The sequence below is a fragment of the Oscillatoria sp. CS-180 genome (assembly GCF_028330965.1).
Classification (GTDB): domain Bacteria; phylum Cyanobacteriota; class Cyanobacteriia; order Phormidesmidales; family Phormidesmidaceae; genus Halomicronema.
The window spans coordinates 41,806-62,471 of the sequence record NZ_JAQMUB010000026.1; the positions used below are offsets into that span (position 1 = coordinate 41,806).

Consider the following 20,666-nt stretch of genomic DNA (forward strand, 5'->3'; position numbering starts at 1 on the left):
ACCTCTGAGTTACATTTACATGAGCGCCGTGGCTCACACCTGCATCTCATGATTCCGTCATATGGGCCAAGTCCCCTCTTTCCATGGAGATATTCACAACGGCACTGTGGTTAGAAATAGCGTGAACTTTGAGCCGTTGCTCCTGTTCGAACCTAAAGCAGATTGAGCGCTCTTCAAGTTTGAAAAAGTCAGTAAAAGTCTTTTTTTGCCCAAAAGGTCCCCAGAAACTAGTCAATTACGGATTGTTGTTCCTAGAGTGGGTAGGAATCATAACAGCTGACAAATCATTAACTTTTTAAGGTATGCGATCGCTTATTTTTGAAATTTCCCAAAGTATCAACACGATCTACAGCGGCTGGATTCTTTGGAATCTTTTTCTGGCTTTTGTGCCGATGCTATTGAGCTTCAGGTTGTTTCGACGCAAAGCCGTCTTCTCTCTATGGTTTGTTCCAGCCTGTGTTGTCACTGCTGCGATTGGGGCTTTTGGGCTGCATTCTAGGATACCGAGGATCTTTGGGTCTTTATCCCTCACCTGGCAGAACATTCAAGCTGGTGACCGAGGAACAGTGCTGCAACTCGTCTGGTTGGGGATTGTTGTGGCGATCGCTCTAGGCGTCAGCCTTTGGCTTTTCAGACGGTCCTATGCCTCAAAGATTTGGCTGTGGTGGGGAAGTTTAGCGGTTTTCATTGCCTTTTTACCCAATGCGCCTTATGTTCTGACCGACATCATCCATCTCATTCGCGGCACCAGCTTTGGCGTCACAAGCATCTGGATGATCGCTTTGGTTCTGATTCCGCTTCATCTATGCGCTATTTTGCTGGGCTTTGAAGCCTATGTGCTCTCTCTGCTCAACATCAATTACTTCTTAAAAGACAAGGACTTAACTCACCTTATTCTGCCTGCTGAGCTTGCTTTACATGCCCTCTCTGCCTTTGGGATTTATCTAGGGAGGTTTATTCGACTAAACAGTTGGGACATCCTAGTCGATCCAACTAGCATTATTGCTATCACATTAAACACATTAACCTCTAGGCGTCCGGTGGCCGTCATTGGCCTGACCTTTGTGATTTTGACCGTTTTTTATTGGCTGATGAAACAGGTCACCTTAGGTCTCAAATTACGGATTCGCTATGCCCGATCAGGCATTGACATTCTGACCTGAACAAAAACGGTTACTTAGTAGCTGGAAGGAAAAAATTGGATATATCTATCAAGCAGCAAACCTATTAGTTAATCAACATGATTATGCGTTTGCACCAGAGAACAGACGTCAAATCCATACCTTCACACAGCCCTGTTATTCATAGCGTTGTATAAGTCTCAGAGCTTTTACTGAACCGAGTAGTCATGTTCGGTACCGCACGAAGAGAATTGCGGATATCTCATAAACAGATTCTTCAAGTTATTGAGCAAAGATTAGTCGAATTTTCGATATCGAGGTATCGACAACCCCAATATTTCTCAATAGAGATGATTAATTTTTTGAGCTAGAGAAAAAACGTGCTATTTGCGACGACCAGAAGAAGAATACTTGTCCGTATTTTCATATCCCTTGAGAGAGGAACAAAAGGTCCAATCTTCTCCACATGGTCTATAAAGCCGACCGACCTTTTTCTCCCGAACCTGCCCTGAAGAACATTATTTCGACCAATAAAGTAGCAAATGATACAATTAAAAAGCGGCTTTCATCAGTGATTATTGTTCCTGGTACGCAGAAAAAGACTAGGTGGTCTTTTTCTCGCATCAGATAAAGACAGATCCATTTCTTTGATCGAATAAGGATTTAGAATATATCAATTTGTGTAAATTCATCCATGTTTGCTACTGTGTAGAAAATAATTGCTTTTTAATGGCAAGCATCTGCTATTCATCAATAAAGAGGCCAAATGGTCTCTCACAAGGGTTATTTAGAGACCGATTAGTTTCTTTCGAATATCAAATATAGAGACGAATTGGTTGGGATGAACTCTGATGGCAAACCGATTGGTTTCTTTGAGATATGTCGAGAGCACAGCGTACGAAAAATCGAATTGTCGAACAGGCCGCAAAGCTTTTTAATCAAAAAGGAATTGCTGGCGCTTCTATGTCAGACATCATGACGGCAGCGGATATCAAAAAAGGAGGAATTTATAACCATTTTGCGAGTAAAGAGGAGCTAGCTCTGGCAGCGTTTGATTACCTCGCTCAATGGGCCAATCAGCATCATATTCAGATTGCAGGGACGAACGATGAGAGCGGTCCGCGATTAAAGGCAATGGCCCATGATTTTGTGGCTAGTTATAAGGACCTCATTGCTCTAGGGGGATGTCCGCTGGTGAATATGACGGTGTATAGCAACGATGATCAGTCAAGGCTTCGGGAAAAAGTTCGAGGAGCGATGGATGCTTGGCAAGGGTTTATTCGCCTAACCGTCAGCAAGGCAGTTGATTCCGGTGAATTTCATGCCAGGACTGATCCTGATGAGGTGATCACTATTCTGATATCCGTTCTGGAGGGGGCACTCATCATGGCAAGGCTATACGATGATGAGGCTTACATGAAGCAGGCTGAAGTCCATATCAACAGCTATATCGACAGCCTGAGGGCGCCATACGAATTGAACTAACTGTCTAATTAACCCTGCAACTCTACGATCAGGTGTCACTGACGGCAAGTTCGCCGCGTGACCGAATAGGGTTTAAGACGGGATGGAAACAATCCGTTGTGGAGCAAAGGTAATGCAGGCTCCTGCCAGCAACAACGCGAGGATGCCCAGCAAAGACGCTAGGCCAGTTGGCATTGTTCTAAGTAGCTCTGCTACGGTGCCAAACAGTGAGGCGGCGGCGGCTCCACCACTAAAAAACATGCCTGTCCCTAAGCCTGCTTTGGGAGATGGAACCATCGATAGCGCAAAGGGTATCGTTCCATTTGAAACCAGGCTGAAGGCAGCACCAAAGAGGATTGCCAGAACGATGCTACTGCTGTTGTTATAGGCAATGTTGATTGTGACGCAAATAAAAGTCAGTCCAGCTAATCCGACTAGCATGGCGCGGCGATTACCCCAACGGACTGCCAGCTGTCCAGCCGGAATTGCAACAACAGCAAGGGCAATAAAGATACTGCCCAACACCCAACGAGTATTGGCATCTGGAATCTGACTATCTAGCACTTTTGAGAAAAGCAGCATCAGCAATCGAAAGCCAAATGTGATGCCAACTCCCGCAGTGAAGACCAATGCCAGTGAGGACCAGGAGACGGCTGCGTGGGCATTCGTATTGGGGTCAGGCGTGGCCTCATCTGGACTGCCTTCGGGGAGCATGAGCCGCAAAGCGAGCATTGCCAGCAGCAACACCCCTGACCCTATGCCAAAGGCAACCACAGGTCCCCAGGCCAAAATTTGTTCACTGGCTAAAGGCCCCATTGCACCAGCAACACCGCCTACTAGGGTCAGAATGCTGGCGGCTAGCGGCAGCCGAGTTCCAAAAGCACAGCGCCCAAGTAGTGACATGGCTGGGCTGCGAAATATCGTCATGGCCAAAGCCCAAGCCACAACCATTAATGGCAACACCCAACGAAAGGCTGAACTCAGCCCGCCGAGGGCAATTAATGGAATTCCCAAAAATAGCCCTGCCGACAAAATAACGCCAATACTGATCAGAGGAAAGCGCGTCCCTAATTGCCGTTGAAGACGATCGCTCAAACTGCCCATGAGGGGTTCCATCACCATTGCCAGCAAATTCTCCAGAATCAGCAGGGCGGTCGCCAGCGCTGCTGAAAATCCAAGCTGAGTGAGCAAGCTAACTAGGTACAGGTTGTAGATGACCCACGCTAGCGCGATCGCGCCTTGAACTAGTGCCAAGCTCCACACCTGAAGCCACTGAATCTTCTGATTAGCAAAGTTAGAAAAACGCACGATCAGGGCACCAGCAATGAACAGATAATAATCAGCAGACAAGAATCATTAGAAGCTGGAACAGGAAAACCTTTGGTTTCAATAGTTTTCGTTAGATTTGATGTGAAAGGCGGGCTGAAGCAAAATTTGTAGCGCTTGCACACCTTATCAGACTCATCTCCGAGCCTAAGCGAGGATCAACGGTTTTTAACAAAACTTGCACAGTTAACCTAACGACTCTTGAGAACTCTTTAAACGCAAAATGCGGGAACCCTTCAAGCACGTTGAAGATTCCCGCACCAGCTCGTTAAGCAGCGAAATCAAACAGAGTATCTAAATAAATACGATTGATGCGGCGATCTCCACTCCCGTTTTGCATCAAAAAAAGAGACAGTGCAGCGGAAAAAACCCGTTGTTGATTCCAGGCCGGATGAGAATCGAGATAACACTGAAGCGATTCGTGGAGTTCTTCAGGGACTTCCACTAACAAGCTAACCATAGGGCCGCTCATCCATTCCTCCTTTATTACCATAGGCAGACACCGAAAAGCAGCACCTCCACAAGACCAACATCTCAACTCCCTGAGATTTGTAGGAAGTTGAATGCCGTCTCGTAGGCGCAATCTTTTCCGGTCGCATCATTGTGCCTATCCCCCCTAAGCCCTGTCAATGTTGAAAAAATCAGAAAAGTCGTTCTGGTGATGCCATCCAAACGAAAGAATAGGGTTTTCACGGATTACAGGCCAGCGATCCCCAGATGCAATGCTTTTCAGCCTTCTGTGGAAACTTTTTTTCTCTCATCCCACAACAGGCCAGAAAGACTTTTATCCTCGTTCCTTGCTGTGGAAATCCTTGTGGAAATTCTGAGATGAACTGTGGAGAAGATGTGGAGGCAAAAAAATGCCGGCACTTTTTTTTGAACTTTTGTTTATTTCCTTAATCCAAAGGGAGTCCTGTGAGTTCTCAAAAGCCTAAAGAGCTCTTCAGGCAAGGCTTACAAAGTCTTAGACAGAAAAGGGTCAGCTGAAGGTTTGAAAGACCAATGAAGCAACAACGGAACAATAGAATTCCTGAAATGGTATAAATGTACCATAACCAATACAGGCTCATAGCTCTCAATCAGCAACTCATTGGATCGTCCTTTTTGACGTCTTTGCTTTGCATTTGCTTCAGCACTTTGCTTGTGTTTTATCGATAAGAGGGAAAAATGCTTACACCTCAAACCGACACGCAGACTACAAAGCAATGGCGATCGCTGCTTCTGGGAGTACCCTTCTTTGCTTGCTTAGGGTGGGGCTACGAGAGTCAGGCTGCTGATGGCGCGATCGCTTTTGCTGTAACGCCACCTCCATCTGCTGATAAGAACGTAGACAGCGTAGTTGCACTCACTGATGAACATCAGATCTCACGCGCTACAGACCGGCATATCTTGAGCTTTACCCCTCCAAAAGCAACGGTTCCTTCGTCAGTCTCACCCGCATTTACGGAACCTAGCCAGCCAAACAGTAATCCCGAACCTGCTATTGCGGATACCAGTGCGACTGATGTGTCTTCCGCATCATCGTCATCGGTCGCTTCAGTCTCTGTACCTGAGGCGGTGGTGCCCACTCAGGTGAAGCCATCGCAAACCTTGCCACCCCCTCCTCTGACATCAGCAGTTGCAGACCTATTTAGGGGGGACGATCATTCACTGGTCGCGATCGCCATTGGAAATGCCGAAGGAACTCGTACAGCGGATGGTCAAAAGACCTGGGCTTACTATGGGCATGTTGATCCGGGTAATCAGGCTTGGAATCAAGGTACGTTTTCCTATCAGCACGATGCATCCTCCCCTGAAGTGGCTGACCAAAAGCAACTCACCCGTTTAAAGCAGCAAACTCAGGACCTACAAAATTTGGCTTTTCAAAACGGGATCACTTTGACAAAAGATGAGATTTTGAATGGTATTGATTTGGCAAATCAAGCCCCTATGGCAGCCTTGGATCGAGGCTACATCGAGTGGTTGACTGAGGCAAAAACAATGGGATTGCCTTCAGAAGAAGCGATTTTATGGGCTCGAACACGCTCTTTTTTAGATCCCGATACGGGGCAATGGAACGCACCAGGATTAGGGAATACAGTTCAGTCTATTTCGCAAGATCAAGCCCGACGGCAGAGCGCGATCGCTCAGGTGATCGCGCTCAACTCTCAAGCTGACAATTATGATCAAACGCCTCTCCATATTGTTGAAGAGAAATCTGCCAAACCAGTATTGATTCCAGAAGAAGCGATCGACTTTATGTTACTGATGGAGGCCACTTATTAATCAAACTGAAGACGGTTAATCAATACCTACACTCATTAAGTTCCGAACAGTGATGAGAAAGCTAGATCCATTTCATGTCAAGGTTGATTTCACTCTTATCTTGCTGCCTTTTGCTGTGGATACTTTTAAGCGGTTGTTGGGTAGTTTAGAGGCAGTGTTATCAGTTAATCTTGCTTGGCGCTGAATGCTTTTCTGTCAAATCAGCATCAATCTGCTAGACAAGCCCTCAGTTCTTGCCAAAAGTATACTTTTCTCTAGAATCCCTAAGTATTTACTGGTAAGTGCTGTAATGCTGCCGTAACACTTTGTAGGTGTGAGCGACACTCTCTTTTATGATGGTCGCATGATAAAGGTAAGGCCATGATTGTTTGCCCAAACTGTAACCATCAGAATCCAGATGGCGCAGTCCAATGCGAAGCTTGTTATACGCCTCTTCCAGCTCTGACGAATTGTCCCAACTGTGGTGCTTCCGTTCAGTCTGATGCGAGTTTTTGTGGTCAATGCGGATTTGATCTGAGATCTGCTAATCTTCCATCATCGATTCCCAGTTCCAGTGAAGAACATTCAACTTCTCCAATCGCAGAGAAAGAGGTTGAAATTCCTGATTTAATTCCTCCTGATCCGCTTATTGCTTCAGAAGAAATCACGGGTACTGTAAGGCCTGCGATCGCTTCACCGCCTCAAATGTCACCAGAGACCTCGCCAGTAGCCAGTATTCCTGCACCTATAGAAACGAATCAGAATGCACCATCTCTAGAAGCAGACGGAGCCACCCAGCTTCAAATTAATAAGGCTCAGCTGTTTCATACCCAGACCAACACAGAAATCGAGATTCCCGCTCAGCTCCATATTCTGCATATTGGTAAACCGAACGATCGCATTCCACCCACAATTGATGTTTCAGGATTTCCAAATTCTGAAATCGTGTCACGAGTTCATGCCGACATTCGCATAGAAGGCGATATTTACTACATAGAAGATGTCGGTAGTTCTAATGGAACTTACATCAACAATATGCCGCTGCCACCCGGAAATCGCCATCGCTTACGAGCTGGAGATAGAATAGCTCTTGGCAAAGGGGATAAAGTCACCTTTATTTTCCAATCTGGCTAAGTAGTTTACTCTTAAGCTATCTTTCAGCTATTTTTGGAATCTGCTATCTTCTACAGGTTGAGTGATGTGATTACCTTATCGCTGCTACATCCTCTGAATAAAAAACCGGTACAACACTGGACCTTCGAAAAAGATTCAGTCATCAGAATTGGTCGCTCTACTGAAAACGACGTCGTTTTGTATAGTGCGGTAGTCTCGCGGCATCATGTTGAGCTGCGTCAAACCGAACTAGGTTGGGAGATTGTTAACTTGGGCACCAATGGTACTTACTTAGATGGAAAACGAGTTGCCCAGGCTCCAGCAGAAGACGGCATCATTATTCGACTAGCGCGTTCTGGTCCTAACATTCAAATCAATATTGGGGAAGATGGCAGAGAATCTGTCAGAGCTTTGCGAAAGCTTCAAGAGGAAGCAGCCGCTAGGGCCAGAGCCTATCCTCACTCTGCCAATGCTGACCAAAAGACGGACATCTACGCTTCAGATAACGGAGAGGATTCAGGCAACGATGCCCATGGCTCTGAGAAGCCTTTTCCATCCTAGTTACCCTTGAGAAAAGTCGCTATCCTTTAAATCTGGATTGGCAGAAGAGAGCAGAAATGGCGTTGGGTGACCAAGTTTATGCAATGCGAGAGGCTGTAGGCGTACCAGGCGTGTATGAACACCACGGCATTGATTGTGGTGATGATTCTGTTATTCACTACTACAAAGGTGGAGACGTTCCCACCGTCACGAAAACGCCTCGTGATCTGTTTGCCCGTGGGGGGCGAATTTTTGTCAAATCACAACCCACTGCCTTCTTGCCACAAAACGTTGTCCAACGGGCTGAAAGTCGCCTCGGAGAGCAGAAATACGATTTCTTCACGAACAACTGCGAGCATTTTGCCACTTGGAGTAAGACTGGACACAGTACATGTGAGCAACTTGCAGCGTTTGGGCTACAGCTCGATCGCTACCGCTTGCCTGATATGCGAACTTTGATTGAAGGGACGGCTCGCGATCGCTCTCCCGAGGAGGCTATTGCTCTATTTCGACGGGCTTTAGGCAACATTTCAACAGCTCACGAAACCCTGAAATCAGAATATGACCGCGCTAAGGAAGAAATGCTCACTTGGCAACATGTTGCAGAGGAAGCACTAAGACGCGATCGGGAGGACCTGGCAAGAGCAGCCCTGCACCGTAAAGTAGCTGCCAAGAAAAAATCTGAGAAACTGACTCAACAGCTTGCTGAGTTGATTGATATCCAACTGTCTTTGGAGCGTAATCGTCGCGTTTCAGAAAACCAACAGATATCGTGATTTTGACTGCTTGAGATATTGCGGCAGTATTCTCAATAGACTCGGCTAGCGACAAAAAAAGCCATAAAAAGTGAAGCCTCAGAAGAAGATCCTTGAGACGGACGCCACTTTTGTCAACGTAGCGAGCGCGAACTAAGCTGCCGACGGTAATCCTAAAATTCTCAGACTTTCCATTGACAGCAAAGCCAAAGTCAAAATTGGCAATCTCTTAAAAGCGAATAAAGTCCCTAGGCTCAAAGCTAACTAAGCGGACGAGCATGATGACCACTGTCTTGTCGTCTGGTAGCAGACGCATCAGCATGACTAGAGTGTGGGAAAATTTAAGACCGTTTGGCGTGGCAAAACGCCGACGGATTTTTCTTAGCTGGTAGAAGCTGTTACTCATAAAGCTCCATGAATAGTCCCACTCCACGATTGACGTACACCGATCGCAGCGTATACCGCATTCTCGATGCCAATTTGGACAGGGCGCGGGAAGGCTTAAGGGTCCTGGAGGATTGGTGTCGTTTTGGGTTAAATCACCACGACTTGACTGAAAAGCTCAAGCATCTACGGCAGAGTTTGGTTCAGTGGCATACGGCTGATCTCCGAGCAGCCCGCGACACGCCTAGAGATACGGGTACAGCCATTACCCATCCCCAAGAGAAAGTCCGGAGTGGGGTGACCCAAGTCCTGCAAGCCAACTTTTGTCGAGTGGAAGAAGCGCTGCGATCGCTAGAAGAATTTGGCAAGATCTATCGGCCCGAAATGGCAGATGCTTGCAAGCAGATGCGCTACCAAGTCTACGTTTTAGAGAGTACGCTTCTAGGACATCATCGATATCAGCAGATGATGCAGGCGCAGCTCTATTTGGTAACCTCACCTACTGATAATCTGCCTGGTATTGTGGAAGCGGCCTTGCAGGGGGGCGTGCAGATCGTTCAATACCGTGAGAAGGAAGGTGACGATTGCGATCGCATTGGGGTTGCTCGTCAACTTCGAGATCTCTGTCAACGCTACGGTGCACTCTTTCTAGTGAATGATCGCGTGGATTTGGCAATGGCGGTGGATGCCGATGGTGTCCACTTGGGGCAACAGGATTTGCCAATCGCAGTGGCACGAGATTTGCTAGGCAACGGTTACATTGTTGGTCGCTCCACCACCAATCCGGAGGAGATGGCGAAAGCGGTTGCAGAAGGGGCTGACTACATTGGCGTGGGTCCCGTCTATGCGACACCGACCAAACCCGATAAAGCCGCAGCCGGATTAGAGTATGTCCGCTATGCGGCTCAAAACTCACCCGTTCCCTTTTTTGCGATTGGTGGCATCGACCTCCAAAATATCGATGAGGTCATGGCTGCTGGGTGCGATCGCGTCGCCGTTGTACGGGCTTTAATAAAAGCCGATAATCCGACCACTGCTAGCCAAGCGTTTCTTGCCCATCTGCGATCGTCTCTGGGGACATCTCAACGGTTGAATGCAGCGCCGTCATTATTCGCTGAAGCTAGTCAAAAAACCGGATTCCCTCAATAAGGATTGATTCTGCCTCCTGCCTTTCAACACACGTCCTTTCAAAATTTCCCGAGACTTCAATGACCCATTCCATCCGGCTCCAGGTCAACGGCGAAGACAAAACCTGCATGCCTCAAACCGCTTTGCCCGCCTATCTACAGCAAATTGGCTTGAATCCCCGTCTAGTCGCTGTCGAGTACAACGGCGAGATTTTGCATCGGCAGTTTTGGGAAACGACTTACCTGAAAGAGGGCGATCGGCTAGAAATCGTCACAATCGTAGGGGGCGGGTAGCTTAAAGGCGAAGAGATCGAAATATGCCAGCAGCCCCGGTATATGTCAGAAGTGATAAACATGTCTTGCTTTCCACATCTTTACTCACCGAAATGCGCGGAATCTTACTCATCCTTAAGCATTGCGTGAGTAGCCTCCCTAAAGGTCTCATCTCCGCTGTTATTGAGCGTTCAATATCAGAGAACGAGGTTGTTACTATTTCCATAGTCTCTGCAAAGACAAGCCTCAAGCTTTCGAGATTGAGACCTCTAATTGACACTTGCTGTGGTTCAGATCCTAAACACGAATAAAGCCCCCTCAACAGAAGCATTGAGGGGGCAGGGTGTGTGTGAGGAAGGGACGTTATCTACAGGGAAGAGTGTGTGATCTAGGCAATGGCGTCTTTCTCCAAGTTCTCGCGCCGTAGCTCGTCAAAATCAACGGCATCCTTATCAAGGTTTTCGCGGCGGAGTTGGTCGAAGTCAACACCTTTAGCTTGCAGTTCGACAACGGCATCCTTATCGAGGTTTTCGCGACGCAGCTCGTCAAAGTTCACAGCGTCTTTGTCGAGGTTCTCGCGGCGTAGCTCGTCGAAGTCAACACCTTTGACATACACCTCAACAGCAGCATCTTTGTCGAGGTTTTCACGACGCAGTTCGTCGAAGTTCACAGCGTCTTTGTCAAGATTTTCGCGGCGCAGTTCATCAAAGTTGAGGGTCTTGACCTGAATTTCGGTGACGGCATCCTTATCAAGATTCTCGCGGCGCAGTTCGTCAAAGTTGATGGCGTCTTTGTCGAGGTTTTCCTGGCGCAGTTCATCGAAGTCAGGAGCAGCGTAGGCAGCGGGAGCAATAGCGATGGAAGCAGCAGTCAGAGCAGTGAGGGCTAATGCAATGCGTTTCATGGTTGAACTCCTTTTGATTTATCGTTTCAATCATCTTGAGTTCTATAGTGCGGTCCTCTCCTGAGTCATTCCTGACTGCAAAATAAGTCTGGCTTAATCGCTTCCTGAGAAAGCTGAGCACTGCCACACAATGGCCTGAGAGGAATGAAGAATAGCGATTCTCTGAGCGTTGTACTGATCTGCGGAAACAATTTGATGGAGCTACAGTACCTCTATTGCTCAAGCTTTTCCTGATGCTGGAAAATCATAGTCACTTTGAATCGGCGAAGGTTAGAAGGATCTTGGAGTAAGACCCAACTCAGTTAGTTAAAACATTCAAGGTGTCATTGACAGTCTAGATTGTCATCGTTATGATGGCGACATGAGCACATTGCAGCAGCTTGCCCAGACTAATCCGAGCTGGGGTTTAGATTCATTTGTGGACACTGCAAATCGAGTTTTGCCCCAATTTTCACCTACAATCGGGGACGATCGCCCTTCGGCTGAACTCGTGAATCCGCGCTTAGTGCGGTATTACACGACCCAGGGGGTGTTGGACCGACCGCAGCGCATCGGGCGCGAAGCCCGGTATCAGTATCGGCATCTACTGCAACTGCTTGTCGTGAGGAGGCTTTTGCAGGAAGGCTATAGCACTTCGGCAATTCAGCCTATTACAACTGAGAAGGTTAATGCGGAACTGGAATCCCTTTTGCAGGGTGGTATGCAGGTCACCATTGAGGCAGCTAATCCAGCACTGGCTTTTTTGCAGTCGGTGCAGTCGCGTTCAGTTTCAACCTCAGAGGCAGCACAGTCAGCGCCGATAGCATCACCATCACCGCCGTCCCCGAGGACACCATTGGCACGATCGCGATCTGCGGAATCCACGCCCGCAACCATTTCTCAATGGCGACGCGTCGAAATTTTGTCCGGATTAGAGATACAGGTACGGGACGATTTTGTGCTCCCAAGTACCCCCCAAGAGCTGGAGAATCTGCTGCAACTGATGGCTCAAAAGCTCACGCCATTATTTCCTAATCAAAGGTCTTCATCATGACATTGCCCACTCTTACCTTTATCCCGATGCATGCTGCGATCGCCACAGGTCGCTCAGTCACTCTCGACGTGCTGATCACTATCACTCCGCCCGCAGTTGCCCCGCACCAAAACCGGCCCCCGCTCAATTTAGGCTTTGTGCTAGACCGGTCTGGCTCGATGCGCGGACTCAAAATTGACTATGCCAAGCAGGCGATCACCTACGCGATTGAGCAGTGCTTGCCGAGCGATCGCCTGAGTCTCACCCTGTTCGATACCCATGTGAAAACCGCGATCGCTAGTACACTGGCAACTGACAAGCGCCAACTGCTGCAAACCGTTCAAACGGTGCAGGCTGGAAGTTCTACGGCACTCCACGCAGGCTGGGTCAATGGCGGGATGCAGGTCAGCCAGTATCTCAATTCGGAACACCTTAATCGGGTTATTCTCCTGTCAGATGGTTTAGCCAATGTCGGTGAAACGAATCCCGATACGATCGCTAACGATGTGCACGGACTTGCTAAGCGAGGTATTAGCACAACTGCGCTGGGGGTCGGCAACGGCTACGACGAAGATCTGCTGGAATCCATGGCCCGCAGCGGCGATGGTAACTTTTTTCACATTGGCTCTCCGAACGATTTGCCCGAGATTTTTGAGACTGAACTACAAGGGCTGGTGAATACCGCTGGTCAGTCAGTCACTCTGATGCTGATGCCTCTGGCAGGAGCTAAGGTCACAGATGTGTTGAATGATTTTGACACTCTCGCTGACGGATCTTTAAAACTGCCCAACCTGATGATGGACAATCCATTGGAGGTTGTGGTGCGGCTACAAGTTCCAGCCCTTTCGCAAGGGACTGAAGTGCTGCAAGCCTCGGCCCAATGGCAGGACACTCAAACTGCAAATTTGCAATCGCTCTCCAATACGCTCTCGATTCAAACGGTCAGTCCTGAGCAGATGAGCGATTTTCCGGCCAACCCGGCTGTGCAGGAACAGGTTGCTTTGCTGATGGCAGCTCGCGCTCGCCGTGAGGCTATCGAGTTTTTCGATCAGGGCAACGCCGCCAAAGCAGCATCGGTTCTGCAAAGTTCGGGTCAGATGCTACGCCAAATGCCGCTTTCTGCTCCGGCAATGGCAGAAGCAACAGCGCTCGAAGATTTATCTGTAGGCTTCAGTCGGGGTGCTAGTGATTCGCGCAAGCAAGCCAAATCGCAAGCCTTTCACCTCAGCCGGGGTCGTCGCAGCTCAGGGCGTCAAAGAAATGAGTCGAATAGCGATCGCTCCAGTTCCAAGTAGCCCTAGGGGCACAATTATTTGCGCCTTGGCAAAAATTGCGAGCGAGGTAGCTCTGCAGAGGGATCAAATCTATAATTTTTATAAAGGTGTTAATAGTCAGGAAAACACATGGACCTTGGAGCACTAGATCCAATCAAGCCTTGGTTGAATTTTATTCATCCCATTATCATGTGGGCGCTGTTGGGATTGAGCCTCTATGCCCTTTATTTAGGGTGGCAGATTCGTCGGACGCGATCAGCTGAAGGTGAGGCAAAGAAGGAGTTAATCAAAGGCAAATTCAACATTCGTCACCATCGCATGGGGTCAGCACTACTGGCTTTCATGATTTTGGGTAGCATTGGCGGCATGGCGGTCACCTACATCAACAATGGCAAGCTTTTCTTCGGTCCTCACCTACTAGTGGGACTCGGTATGACGGGCATCATCGCGGTGTCTGCTGCCCTGGTTCCTTTTATGCAAAAGGGAAATGATCTTGCCCGTTCAGCCCACATCACTCTGAACATTGCTCTGGTTGGACTATTTGGCTGGCAGGCGGTAACTGGGATGCAAATCGTCCAGCGGATTTTGGAGAACTTTTAAAGTCTTCGAATAGTTCGGAAAAATCATCAAAACCTTGGCGCTTTGGTAGTGACTTTCTACAGAGGGAATTCATGACCGAAGGGCCAAGGTCTTATAGCTTCATCTGGTCTTAATGGAATTGGTGACGGTTATGAATGTCAATCCAACCCACAGCTTCGGGGTGATTGGTTTAGTAGACTACGGCAGAAATAGGCTCACTATTCAGAAGATTGGGAAAGCCCATCGGTCTTAGTTTTGAGTTCTGAATTTTGAATTCCGCTTGGCGGTACAGTAGTCTGCCAATCTTGAAATTGTGAGTGAGTTATCCCAGCAAGTGTTGAGACAGACCATACGGTACTCTGATCTCTCGGTTCAGCAAATCGCGTGCATTCGCCCTCTAAATACCTCAGAATGGGGGATTTAAGGGGGATTAGCTCCCCCAGAATGGGAGCTGGAGGGCTTGAAGCGGTCAGCCTCAGCTCAACTGCACGATCTGGATTGACTCACCATTTCGAGCTTGACGCTGCACTAGTAAGCGCTATGTTTCAAGATCGACAGACTCTAGAAAAGGAGACTGAATCCGTTTGAGGAGTGCATAAAAAGGATCCCAATTATTTTCAGCGACAATGGGTTCCCAAATCGCTTCAATCTCTGGGCGCAATAGTACCGTTTTAGGATTCGTGCGCCGCAATCGTTCAGGAATTTGCTCAAGGGCTTGAGGTGTTTGGGATTGGAGCGATCGCTGATACAAAGTACGCCACTGATCCAACAGCGCTTGTGCCCCTCCATCAGATGCCTGCATGGTCGTCCGAAAAATCTCGTCAGCGTCCTCCACCCATTTCAGAGAAAATTGTCGCGTCAGCTCTAAAAAGAAAGTGTGGTAGCCAACTTCAACGTTACTCAACAGCTCAAGTGTCTGCTTCACCAAATCCACCCCTAAAGGGGACGGTAAGGCATCAAAGCCCAGCTTGTGAAGCATCCGTTGCGTATAGTAATGCCAATAGTGACCTTCATAGCGGGCTAAAGCAGCGTCTAGTTCCGTTTGAGGCATAATTCGCTGTAGCGGTTTTTGTAACATGCGGAGATTCCACTGACAGACCGCAGGTTGGTTGCGAAGACAATAGCGACTTCCATAATCGAAATAAGCCGCCGTAAAGCGAGGATCGTACGTATCGATGAAGGCATAGGGACCGTAATCGAAGCTCTCCCCCGTAATCGACATGTTGTCCGTATTCAAAACGGCGTGACAAAATCCGACTGACATCCATTGAGCCACCAATTCAGCAGTCCGCTCAACCAACTCACTATAAAAACGGACATAGCGCTCGGCACTATCTGTTAGCAGGCGGGCCTCAGGATAGTAAGTCTCGACAACGTGTTCCACGAGTCGCTGAATCAGGTCCGTCCTGTCTAAATAGTCCAACCGCTCAAACGTTCCAAAGCGAATGTGCGATCGACTGAATCGGACCATCACGGACGATCTCGTCGGCGATGGTTCATCTCCCCGCCATAGCGATTCCCCTGTTTCAATTAAGCTCAACGTCCGTGATGTTCGCACGTCTAAAGCGTGGAGGGCTTCTGCCGCCAAAACTTCTCGCACTCCCCCTTTAAGGGTCAGTCGGCCATCCCCACCCCGAGAGTATGGCGTTGTTCCAGACCCTTTAGTCCCAAAATCGTATAGGTTGCCATCTACTCCCCGAACCTGCCCATACAAAAACCCCCTTCCATCCCCCAAAAAAGCGTTGTAGGTACCGAACTGATATCCGTGGTAGCGCAACGCTAGGAAAGGCGATCGCCCTTCAAACTGGCCAAAGGCACTCACAAAATGCTCATCGCTGATTGCTGCTGGGTCAAGCCCCAATTGCGTCAAAATATCGTCATTCCGAAACCGAAGTAGATGTTGAGGGAAATCTGCCGCCGCTACAACGTCATAGTAATCATCCCCAATGGACTCTAATAGAGGGATGTAGTCCAAAGACACAAGGGGGTTCGCCTGAGAAGCTGCGGTCATAAAGCGCTGGTCTAATTTGTCTTACTTAAGAAAAGTGTAGGTTGTTAAAGTCCATCTTGGCTAAGAAATAATGACTCCAATCCAGCACGGCCAGCTATTTTCTGAGCCAGATCTTTGAAATCCCAATATACGTTATTGACTGCCTTTACATGAGCACCAATCGCTCCATCAGCAGGCTTGAGATGAAAAATTGGTTTACGGGCTTCTTGAGCCATTGGCATCAAGCTCTGATAGTGTTTCAGGAGTGCTAAACGGCTAGGGTCTTGTGATGAGGCAAGGAAAGCTGCCTCTTGTGACTGAATAACATCAGCATGATAAACCTGAGGAATTCGCTCTACCCATCTTTGAAAGGCTTTAACAGGCCTATCAAATCGAACTCCATGCTGAAGAATGACGTATCCAATAGGTTGCATATCACCATTAGGCAAAACAAGATCTGGGGCCGGATTTTTGAGGATACGCTCCTGCCACTCTCCTCTCCACCGTCTCACCGTGGGCCCAAGATTCTTAAGCCCTTGCAATGAAAACAAATCGGGTGAAAGAGGCACAACAACATAATTCGCAGATATTAAAGCAGCTCTATTGATGGCACCTAAGTTAGGCCCTAAATCAACTAACACAACATCTGCATCACTATTGATTGAGGCCTGATTTAAAAGTCTCCAGAAAGCCGAAATAACCCTGAAAGCTCTTTCTTTTCCATCTAAACAGTCTGGCCATTGGGATGATAATTCATCTTCAAATCCAGAAAGCTGTAAATCTCCAATCAAAAGGTTCAGTCCATCCTCTATGACTTCTAACTCTGGACTCGCAATGTCTCCAATTCCTCTAAGTAAAGGCTTGACACATCGAAAGACAGTATTGAAACTTTCCTCTTTTTCCCATATTTCCTCTAACCGATTCTCGTCTAAAAAAGCTGATGTCAAGTTTGCTTGAGGGTCTAAATCGGCAGCTACAACACGTAAGCCTAAGTCAAAATACATCCAGGTCAAATGATAAACGAGGGACGTTTTTCCTACCCCCCCTTTATTGTTGAAGAAGGCAATAATAGGTGAACTCATTTTTGCCTCCTGATGACGACTGAAATATAAGAGTCTTCAATAGTAAATTCTGCTGGTGGATTTCCATTCTTTTCAAGCTCTTTCTGGGCTACAGGAATGCCGATACCAAAACGCTGAACATAGCCGAGGTTTTTCATGGCCTCTGCTAAATGAGGGTTCCGATAATCAGTCACGCCTTCGCCAAAATTTCGGCGGTTGACTTGTCCAAATAATCCGCCTGGACTTTGAATTTCAATTCGATCTTGAAACCAGTAAACTCGCACCGGAGCATAGGTCTCTTCATAAGAACGATGCATTACAGCATTACGTACAAGTTGTTGCAATGCGGCGATAGGATAATCTGGTTGTTTTATCTCAACAGACTGCACTGTGATGTTTGTGGCCGTCGAAATATTGGCTTGCAAGACCTCATCTATATAGCGCAGTAAATCCACCAAACTACCACTGATATCTTTTTGATCTCGAATAGGAGCAGTTAAATCTACACCATCGAAGCGAACAAATTGAATATAGAATCCCGGAACAAATTGTCTTGGGTCCTTGCCAATTACTAGGATTCCTAAGCAGGTTGGAGAAGAATTTGGTTCCGGCGTCATAAACCGCAGCGAAATCAGCTTTTGATTTAAAGATCTTTGATTCTCTTGCAGTACTTCTGGCGCTAAGGCTGAAGCCAAATATTCATGCTGAAAACCCTCTAAGTCCAGATCGTCAATAGAGGCTGAAACGAAAGGGCGTAAATCAAAAGGTAAGTCCCTTGCACGTCTCTTTTCGTTGAGACGGCGTTCTTCTTCAGGGGTAGCCGTTGCACGCCTAGGTCCAACTCGTACACAAGTACGTCCATCAAATCTAATCGGCGGAGCATCCGATGGCTCTACAATAATGACGGCTATCTCACAGTCATTGATGATTCGCTTGTTCACCTGGAGCACGGGAAAAGGAAGGATCTTGCCCTCGGAACGGATGTTGGATAGGTTTAGCAGGAGATCATCTGTAATCGGTAAGTTAGAGCAAGTCCCATCATCATTGACTCCCACGAACAAAACGCCTGGCTGTTTGTGGTTTGGTAAGTCGTTAGCGAAAGCGCAAATTGCCTGCCTGATTTTTTTTCCGTCTGAAGCTGAAGCCTTACGCTCGACTCTATCAGATTCAAGATCGGCAAAGAGCATTGCCAGTTCTTGATCCTTCATATGTCAGTCTCCACAGTCTTCTGTGTCAATCATAATCATGGAGAGTAGAGTTACAAAAAGTTTGTATGCTAATCCTGCGCTAGTTCAAATCCTCAAGAACCTGCCTGCGCTGTCTCTATAGTTGCGATCGCCGAATCACCAGCACTCGGGTGAAAGTACTCGTAGATCTGTTGAGCCATATGAGGACCAATGCCAGGAACTTCCGCCAGCTGTTCTGGCGAGGCTTCGCGAATGTAGTCGATAGAGCGAAAGGTGGCCAGCAGTTCTTTTTGGCGATGTTGACCGAGACCCGGAATATCCGACAATCGAGAGCGCCGCATGCGATCGCTCCGCTTCTTACGGTGAAAACTCACGGCAAAACGGTGAGCTTCATCCCGTAACCGTCGCAGCAGCTGCACCCCTGGCTGTTCTGCCTCAGTTTTGAGCGGCGCCGAATCTCCAGGTAAGAAAATCTCCTCTCGCTTCTTTGCCAAACTGACAACGTTCAGTTCTGATAGCAAATTCATCTCTCGCAGAACGTCCACAACTGCCGAGAGCTGCCCCTTACCCCCATCAATCATCACGACGTCCGGCCAATCGGGATTACCCACGCGCGGCTTATTGGGGTCAGTCGCATAGCGCCGAAACCGCCGTCGAATCACTTCCGCCATACTGGCAAAATCATCTGAATGTCCTGCTCGCACCTCAGGATTTTTGATCTTGTAATGGCGATAGTGTTGCTTTGCAGGCATCCCATCGACAAACACCACCTGAGAAGCTACGGCATCCGATCCCTGAATATGAGAAATGTCGTAGCCTTCAATCCGTTTTGGCAGGTCTGGTAAATCCAAGATCTCAGCCAAATCCTGCATGGCTTGGGCATTGCGATCAGCCACTCGCTGAGTCCGCACCAGCTCATACTGAGCATTGCGCTCGACCATCTCTACCAGCTCAGCCTTGGTCTGACGCTGGGGCATCTCGATAGATACCTTACGTCCCCGCTGCTCAGTCAAATACTCTGCCAGAATATCCCCATCCGGCAGCTCATGCTGCACCAAAATCTCCGCTGGAATCTCAATAGATTCAGCTGTTTGATAGTGCTCCTCCAATACCCGCTGCAATATTTCGCCTGGTGTGCCGGCCTGGGCATCGGCATTGAACCCAAGCCGTCCGACCAAACGTCCAGCTCGGATTTGGAATAGTTGAATGCAGGCAAATTGATCATCACTGGAGAGGGCGATCGCATCCCGCGACACCGTATCATCCGGTAGCGCCACCTTTTGGTGCGCCGTTAGCCGCTCTAGGCCTTGAATTTGATCCCGCAGCTCAGCCGCCTGTTCAAATCGCATTTCCTCAGCTGCCTTTTCCATCTGCCGCGTTAAGGCGTTGACCAACTCATCCGTTCGTCCTTGAAACACCATCGCCACTCGCTGCACAATCTTGTGATAGTCCTCAGGGGAAATGAGCTGCTGGCAGACTCCCGGACAGCGACCAATATCGTAGTTCAGACAGGGACGATCTTTGAACAAAGGCTGAGGCCGCTGCCGCAGCGGAAAAATTCGCTTCGCAATGCTCAAAGTACGACGCAACAGTCCCGCGTCAACGTAGGGACCGTAATAGCGATCCTTCAGATTCTTGCGGCGCTTACGGGTCACAAAAATGCGGGGATAATCCTCTGACCACGTAATGCAGAGATAGGGATACTTCTTGTCGTCCTTTAGCAGCACGTTAAAGTGAGGCTGGTGCTGCTTGATCAGATTCGCTTCCAGCGCCAGTGCTTCAGCTTCAGTATCGGTGACGATAAATTCGATTTCCACAACCTGCATCACCATCATGGCAATCCGAGGCATATGGCGATGGCTATCGCGAAAATACGATCGCACTCGATTCCGCAGCTTTTTTGATTTACCGATATAGAGGATCTGATCCCGCGCGTCTTTCATGAAATAGACGCCGGGTTCTAACGGCAGCTCCTTTAGCAAATTCTCAAGGCGATCAGGATCTTTGACCAGAGGGGGACGCACTTCGGAATACACGATGTCAGTGAGTGGGACAAAACCTGCACTAAAAGCATAGCGAGGATCCTGGAAAGATAGCGGATACGGAATAACGACTTTGTGAATTGCAATATCCGAAGCCCATGAAGGCAAAAGAATAGAGTTAGAACTTACGCAGTTGCATCCGGCTTTGGCCCCTTAATCCCCAAATAGGGGGAAGCCGGATGCAACGTCCCCCAAAATTGGAGGATGCAAGGGGACCGTGCGTAAGCCCTAAGAGTATGAAGAATGACTCGATCTTGTATCGCTCTCAAG

19 protein-coding genes are annotated in these 20,666 nt (G+C 48.2%); 11 read left to right on the forward strand and 8 right to left on the reverse strand.

The genetic code is table 11. From position 1 onward, the window contains the following. Positions 1 to 302: 302 nt before the first annotated feature. Positions 303 to 1,163 carry a DUF1361 domain-containing protein gene (locus PN498_RS05040; RefSeq protein WP_272061618.1) on the forward strand — a complete coding sequence of 287 codons (861 nt, stop codon included), beginning with the start codon at positions 303 to 305 and terminating at the stop codon, positions 1,161 to 1,163. 837 nt (positions 1,164 to 2,000) lie between these two features. After that, positions 2,001 to 2,606 (forward strand): TetR/AcrR family transcriptional regulator, encoded by a 606-nt coding sequence (locus tag PN498_RS05045; RefSeq protein WP_272061619.1) that lies wholly within the window; start codon positions 2,001 to 2,003, stop codon positions 2,604 to 2,606. A 72-nt stretch (positions 2,607 to 2,678) separates the two neighbouring features. On the opposite strand, the gene PN498_RS05050 is transcribed toward PN498_RS05045, so the two are convergent. Together PN498_RS05050 and PN498_RS05055 are read right to left on the reverse strand one after the other, a co-directional pair. Further along, entirely contained in the window at positions 2,679 to 3,893 is a 1,215-nt protein-coding gene (locus PN498_RS05050; protein WP_272061620.1) for an MFS transporter, read from the reverse strand. Positions 3,894 to 4,179: 286 nt separating this feature from the next. After that, positions 4,180 to 4,371 (reverse strand): DUF2811 domain-containing protein, encoded by a 192-nt coding sequence (locus PN498_RS05055; protein WP_272061621.1) that lies wholly within the window; start codon positions 4,369 to 4,371, stop codon positions 4,180 to 4,182. A gap of 707 nt (positions 4,372 to 5,078) precedes the next feature. Here PN498_RS05055 and PN498_RS05060 point away from each other — a divergent pair. The 4 genes from PN498_RS05060 to PN498_RS05075 all read left to right on the forward strand — a co-directional run bounded on the left by PN498_RS05060 (position 5,079) and on the right by PN498_RS05075 (position 8,584). Next, positions 5,079 to 6,176: a hypothetical protein gene (locus PN498_RS05060; RefSeq protein WP_272061622.1), complete on the forward strand. Its 1,098-nt coding sequence runs from the start codon at positions 5,079 to 5,081 to the stop codon at positions 6,174 to 6,176. A gap of 360 nt (positions 6,177 to 6,536) precedes the next feature. Then, a complete protein-coding gene (locus tag PN498_RS05065; RefSeq protein WP_272061623.1) occupies positions 6,537 to 7,289 on the forward strand; it encodes an FHA domain-containing protein in 753 nt (250 codons plus the stop codon). Between the two features lie 66 nt (positions 7,290 to 7,355). Next, positions 7,356 to 7,829 (forward strand): FHA domain-containing protein, encoded by a 474-nt coding sequence (locus tag PN498_RS05070; protein ID WP_272061624.1) that lies wholly within the window; start codon positions 7,356 to 7,358, stop codon positions 7,827 to 7,829. A gap of 56 nt (positions 7,830 to 7,885) precedes the next feature. Next, positions 7,886 to 8,584 carry a lecithin retinol acyltransferase family protein gene (locus tag PN498_RS05075; RefSeq protein ID WP_272061626.1) on the forward strand — a complete coding sequence of 233 codons (699 nt, stop codon included), beginning with the start codon at positions 7,886 to 7,888 and terminating at the stop codon, positions 8,582 to 8,584. Between the two features lie 208 nt (positions 8,585 to 8,792). Here PN498_RS05075 and PN498_RS05080 read toward each other — a convergent pair whose 3' ends face one another. Then, complete coding sequence (locus PN498_RS05080; protein ID WP_272061628.1) at positions 8,793 to 8,969, reverse strand: hypothetical protein; 177 nt, start codon at positions 8,967 to 8,969, stop codon at positions 8,793 to 8,795. 8 nt (positions 8,970 to 8,977) lie between these two features. Between PN498_RS05080 and PN498_RS05085 the strand changes: the two genes are divergently transcribed. Both PN498_RS05085 and thiS read left to right on the forward strand, forming a co-directional pair. Next, a complete protein-coding gene (locus PN498_RS05085; protein WP_272061629.1) occupies positions 8,978 to 10,096 on the forward strand; it encodes a thiamine phosphate synthase in 1,119 nt (372 codons plus the stop codon). A 59-nt stretch (positions 10,097 to 10,155) separates the two neighbouring features. Then, entirely contained in the window at positions 10,156 to 10,368 is a 213-nt protein-coding gene (gene thiS, locus PN498_RS05090) for a sulfur carrier protein ThiS (RefSeq protein ID WP_272061630.1), read from the forward strand. A 367-nt stretch (positions 10,369 to 10,735) separates the two neighbouring features. Here thiS and PN498_RS05095 read toward each other — a convergent pair whose 3' ends face one another. Further along, the gene (locus PN498_RS05095) at positions 10,736 to 11,251 is read right to left on the reverse strand and encodes a hypothetical protein (protein ID WP_272061631.1); all 516 of its coding nucleotides are present in this window, start codon (positions 11,249 to 11,251) and stop codon (positions 10,736 to 10,738) included. A gap of 361 nt (positions 11,252 to 11,612) precedes the next feature. Between PN498_RS05095 and PN498_RS05100 the strand changes: the two genes are divergently transcribed. The 3 genes from PN498_RS05100 to PN498_RS05110 all read left to right on the forward strand — a co-directional run bounded on the left by PN498_RS05100 (position 11,613) and on the right by PN498_RS05110 (position 14,137). After that, a complete protein-coding gene (locus PN498_RS05100; RefSeq protein ID WP_272061632.1) occupies positions 11,613 to 12,284 on the forward strand; it encodes a MerR family transcriptional regulator in 672 nt (223 codons plus the stop codon). Beyond that, on the forward strand, positions 12,281 to 13,558 hold the full coding sequence (locus PN498_RS05105) for a vWA domain-containing protein (protein WP_272061633.1): 1,278 nt from the start codon (positions 12,281 to 12,283) through the stop codon (positions 13,556 to 13,558). Before PN498_RS05100 ends, PN498_RS05105 begins: the two co-directional genes overlap by 4 nt. A 108-nt stretch (positions 13,559 to 13,666) precedes the next feature. Further along, positions 13,667 to 14,137, forward strand: a complete 471-nt coding sequence (locus PN498_RS05110; protein ID WP_272061634.1) for a DUF4079 domain-containing protein — start codon at positions 13,667 to 13,669, stop codon at positions 14,135 to 14,137. Positions 14,138 to 14,654: 517 nt separating this feature from the next. Here the strand turns inward: PN498_RS05110 and PN498_RS05115 are convergent. From PN498_RS05115 to uvrC, 4 genes are all read right to left on the reverse strand, one after another. Beyond that, complete coding sequence (locus PN498_RS05115) at positions 14,655 to 16,127, reverse strand: protein adenylyltransferase SelO (protein ID WP_272061635.1); 1,473 nt, start codon at positions 16,125 to 16,127, stop codon at positions 14,655 to 14,657. A gap of 44 nt (positions 16,128 to 16,171) precedes the next feature. After that, on the reverse strand, positions 16,172 to 17,188 hold the full coding sequence (locus PN498_RS05120; RefSeq protein WP_272061636.1) for a ParA family protein: 1,017 nt from the start codon (positions 17,186 to 17,188) through the stop codon (positions 16,172 to 16,174). Continuing rightward, positions 17,185 to 18,375: an ATP-binding protein gene (locus tag PN498_RS05125; protein WP_272061637.1), complete on the reverse strand. Its 1,191-nt coding sequence runs from the start codon at positions 18,373 to 18,375 to the stop codon at positions 17,185 to 17,187. Before PN498_RS05125 ends, PN498_RS05120 begins: the two co-directional genes overlap by 4 nt. A 92-nt stretch (positions 18,376 to 18,467) precedes the next feature. Beyond that, on the reverse strand, positions 18,468 to 20,390 hold the full coding sequence (gene uvrC, locus PN498_RS05130) for an excinuclease ABC subunit UvrC (RefSeq protein ID WP_272061643.1): 1,923 nt from the start codon (positions 20,388 to 20,390) through the stop codon (positions 18,468 to 18,470). Between the last annotated feature and the right edge of the window lie 276 nt (positions 20,391 to 20,666).

Excerpts from the sequence above, each read along its gene's own strand:
- PN498_RS05120 (WP_272061636.1), bottom strand. The coding sequence starts at position 17,188 with ATGAGTTCACCTATTATTGCCTTCTTCAACAATAAAGGGGGGGTAGGA.
- PN498_RS05115 (WP_272061635.1), bottom strand. The coding sequence starts at position 16,127 with ATGACCGCAGCTTCTCAGGCGAACCCCCTTGTGTCTTTGGACTACATC.
- PN498_RS05060 (WP_272061622.1), top strand. The coding sequence starts at position 5,079 with ATGCTTACACCTCAAACCGACACGCAGACTACAAAGCAATGGCGATCG.
- PN498_RS05100 (WP_272061632.1), top strand. The coding sequence starts at position 11,613 with ATGAGCACATTGCAGCAGCTTGCCCAGACTAATCCGAGCTGGGGTTTA.
- PN498_RS05105 (WP_272061633.1), top strand. The coding sequence starts at position 12,281 with ATGACATTGCCCACTCTTACCTTTATCCCGATGCATGCTGCGATCGCC.
- PN498_RS05085 (WP_272061629.1), top strand. The coding sequence starts at position 8,978 with ATGAATAGTCCCACTCCACGATTGACGTACACCGATCGCAGCGTATAC.
- PN498_RS05040 (WP_272061618.1), top strand. The coding sequence starts at position 303 with ATGCGATCGCTTATTTTTGAAATTTCCCAAAGTATCAACACGATCTAC.
- PN498_RS05065 (WP_272061623.1), top strand. The coding sequence starts at position 6,537 with ATGATTGTTTGCCCAAACTGTAACCATCAGAATCCAGATGGCGCAGTC.
- PN498_RS05055 (WP_272061621.1), bottom strand. The coding sequence starts at position 4,371 with ATGGTTAGCTTGTTAGTGGAAGTCCCTGAAGAACTCCACGAATCGCTT.
- PN498_RS05075 (WP_272061626.1), top strand. The coding sequence starts at position 7,886 with ATGGCGTTGGGTGACCAAGTTTATGCAATGCGAGAGGCTGTAGGCGTA.
- PN498_RS05095 (WP_272061631.1), bottom strand. The coding sequence starts at position 11,251 with ATGAAACGCATTGCATTAGCCCTCACTGCTCTGACTGCTGCTTCCATC.
- PN498_RS05080 (WP_272061628.1), bottom strand. The coding sequence starts at position 8,969 with ATGAGTAACAGCTTCTACCAGCTAAGAAAAATCCGTCGGCGTTTTGCC.
- thiS (WP_272061630.1), top strand. The coding sequence starts at position 10,156 with ATGACCCATTCCATCCGGCTCCAGGTCAACGGCGAAGACAAAACCTGC.
- PN498_RS05045 (WP_272061619.1), top strand. The coding sequence starts at position 2,001 with ATGTCGAGAGCACAGCGTACGAAAAATCGAATTGTCGAACAGGCCGCA.
- PN498_RS05110 (WP_272061634.1), top strand. The coding sequence starts at position 13,667 with ATGGACCTTGGAGCACTAGATCCAATCAAGCCTTGGTTGAATTTTATT.
- PN498_RS05125 (WP_272061637.1), bottom strand. The coding sequence starts at position 18,375 with ATGAAGGATCAAGAACTGGCAATGCTCTTTGCCGATCTTGAATCTGAT.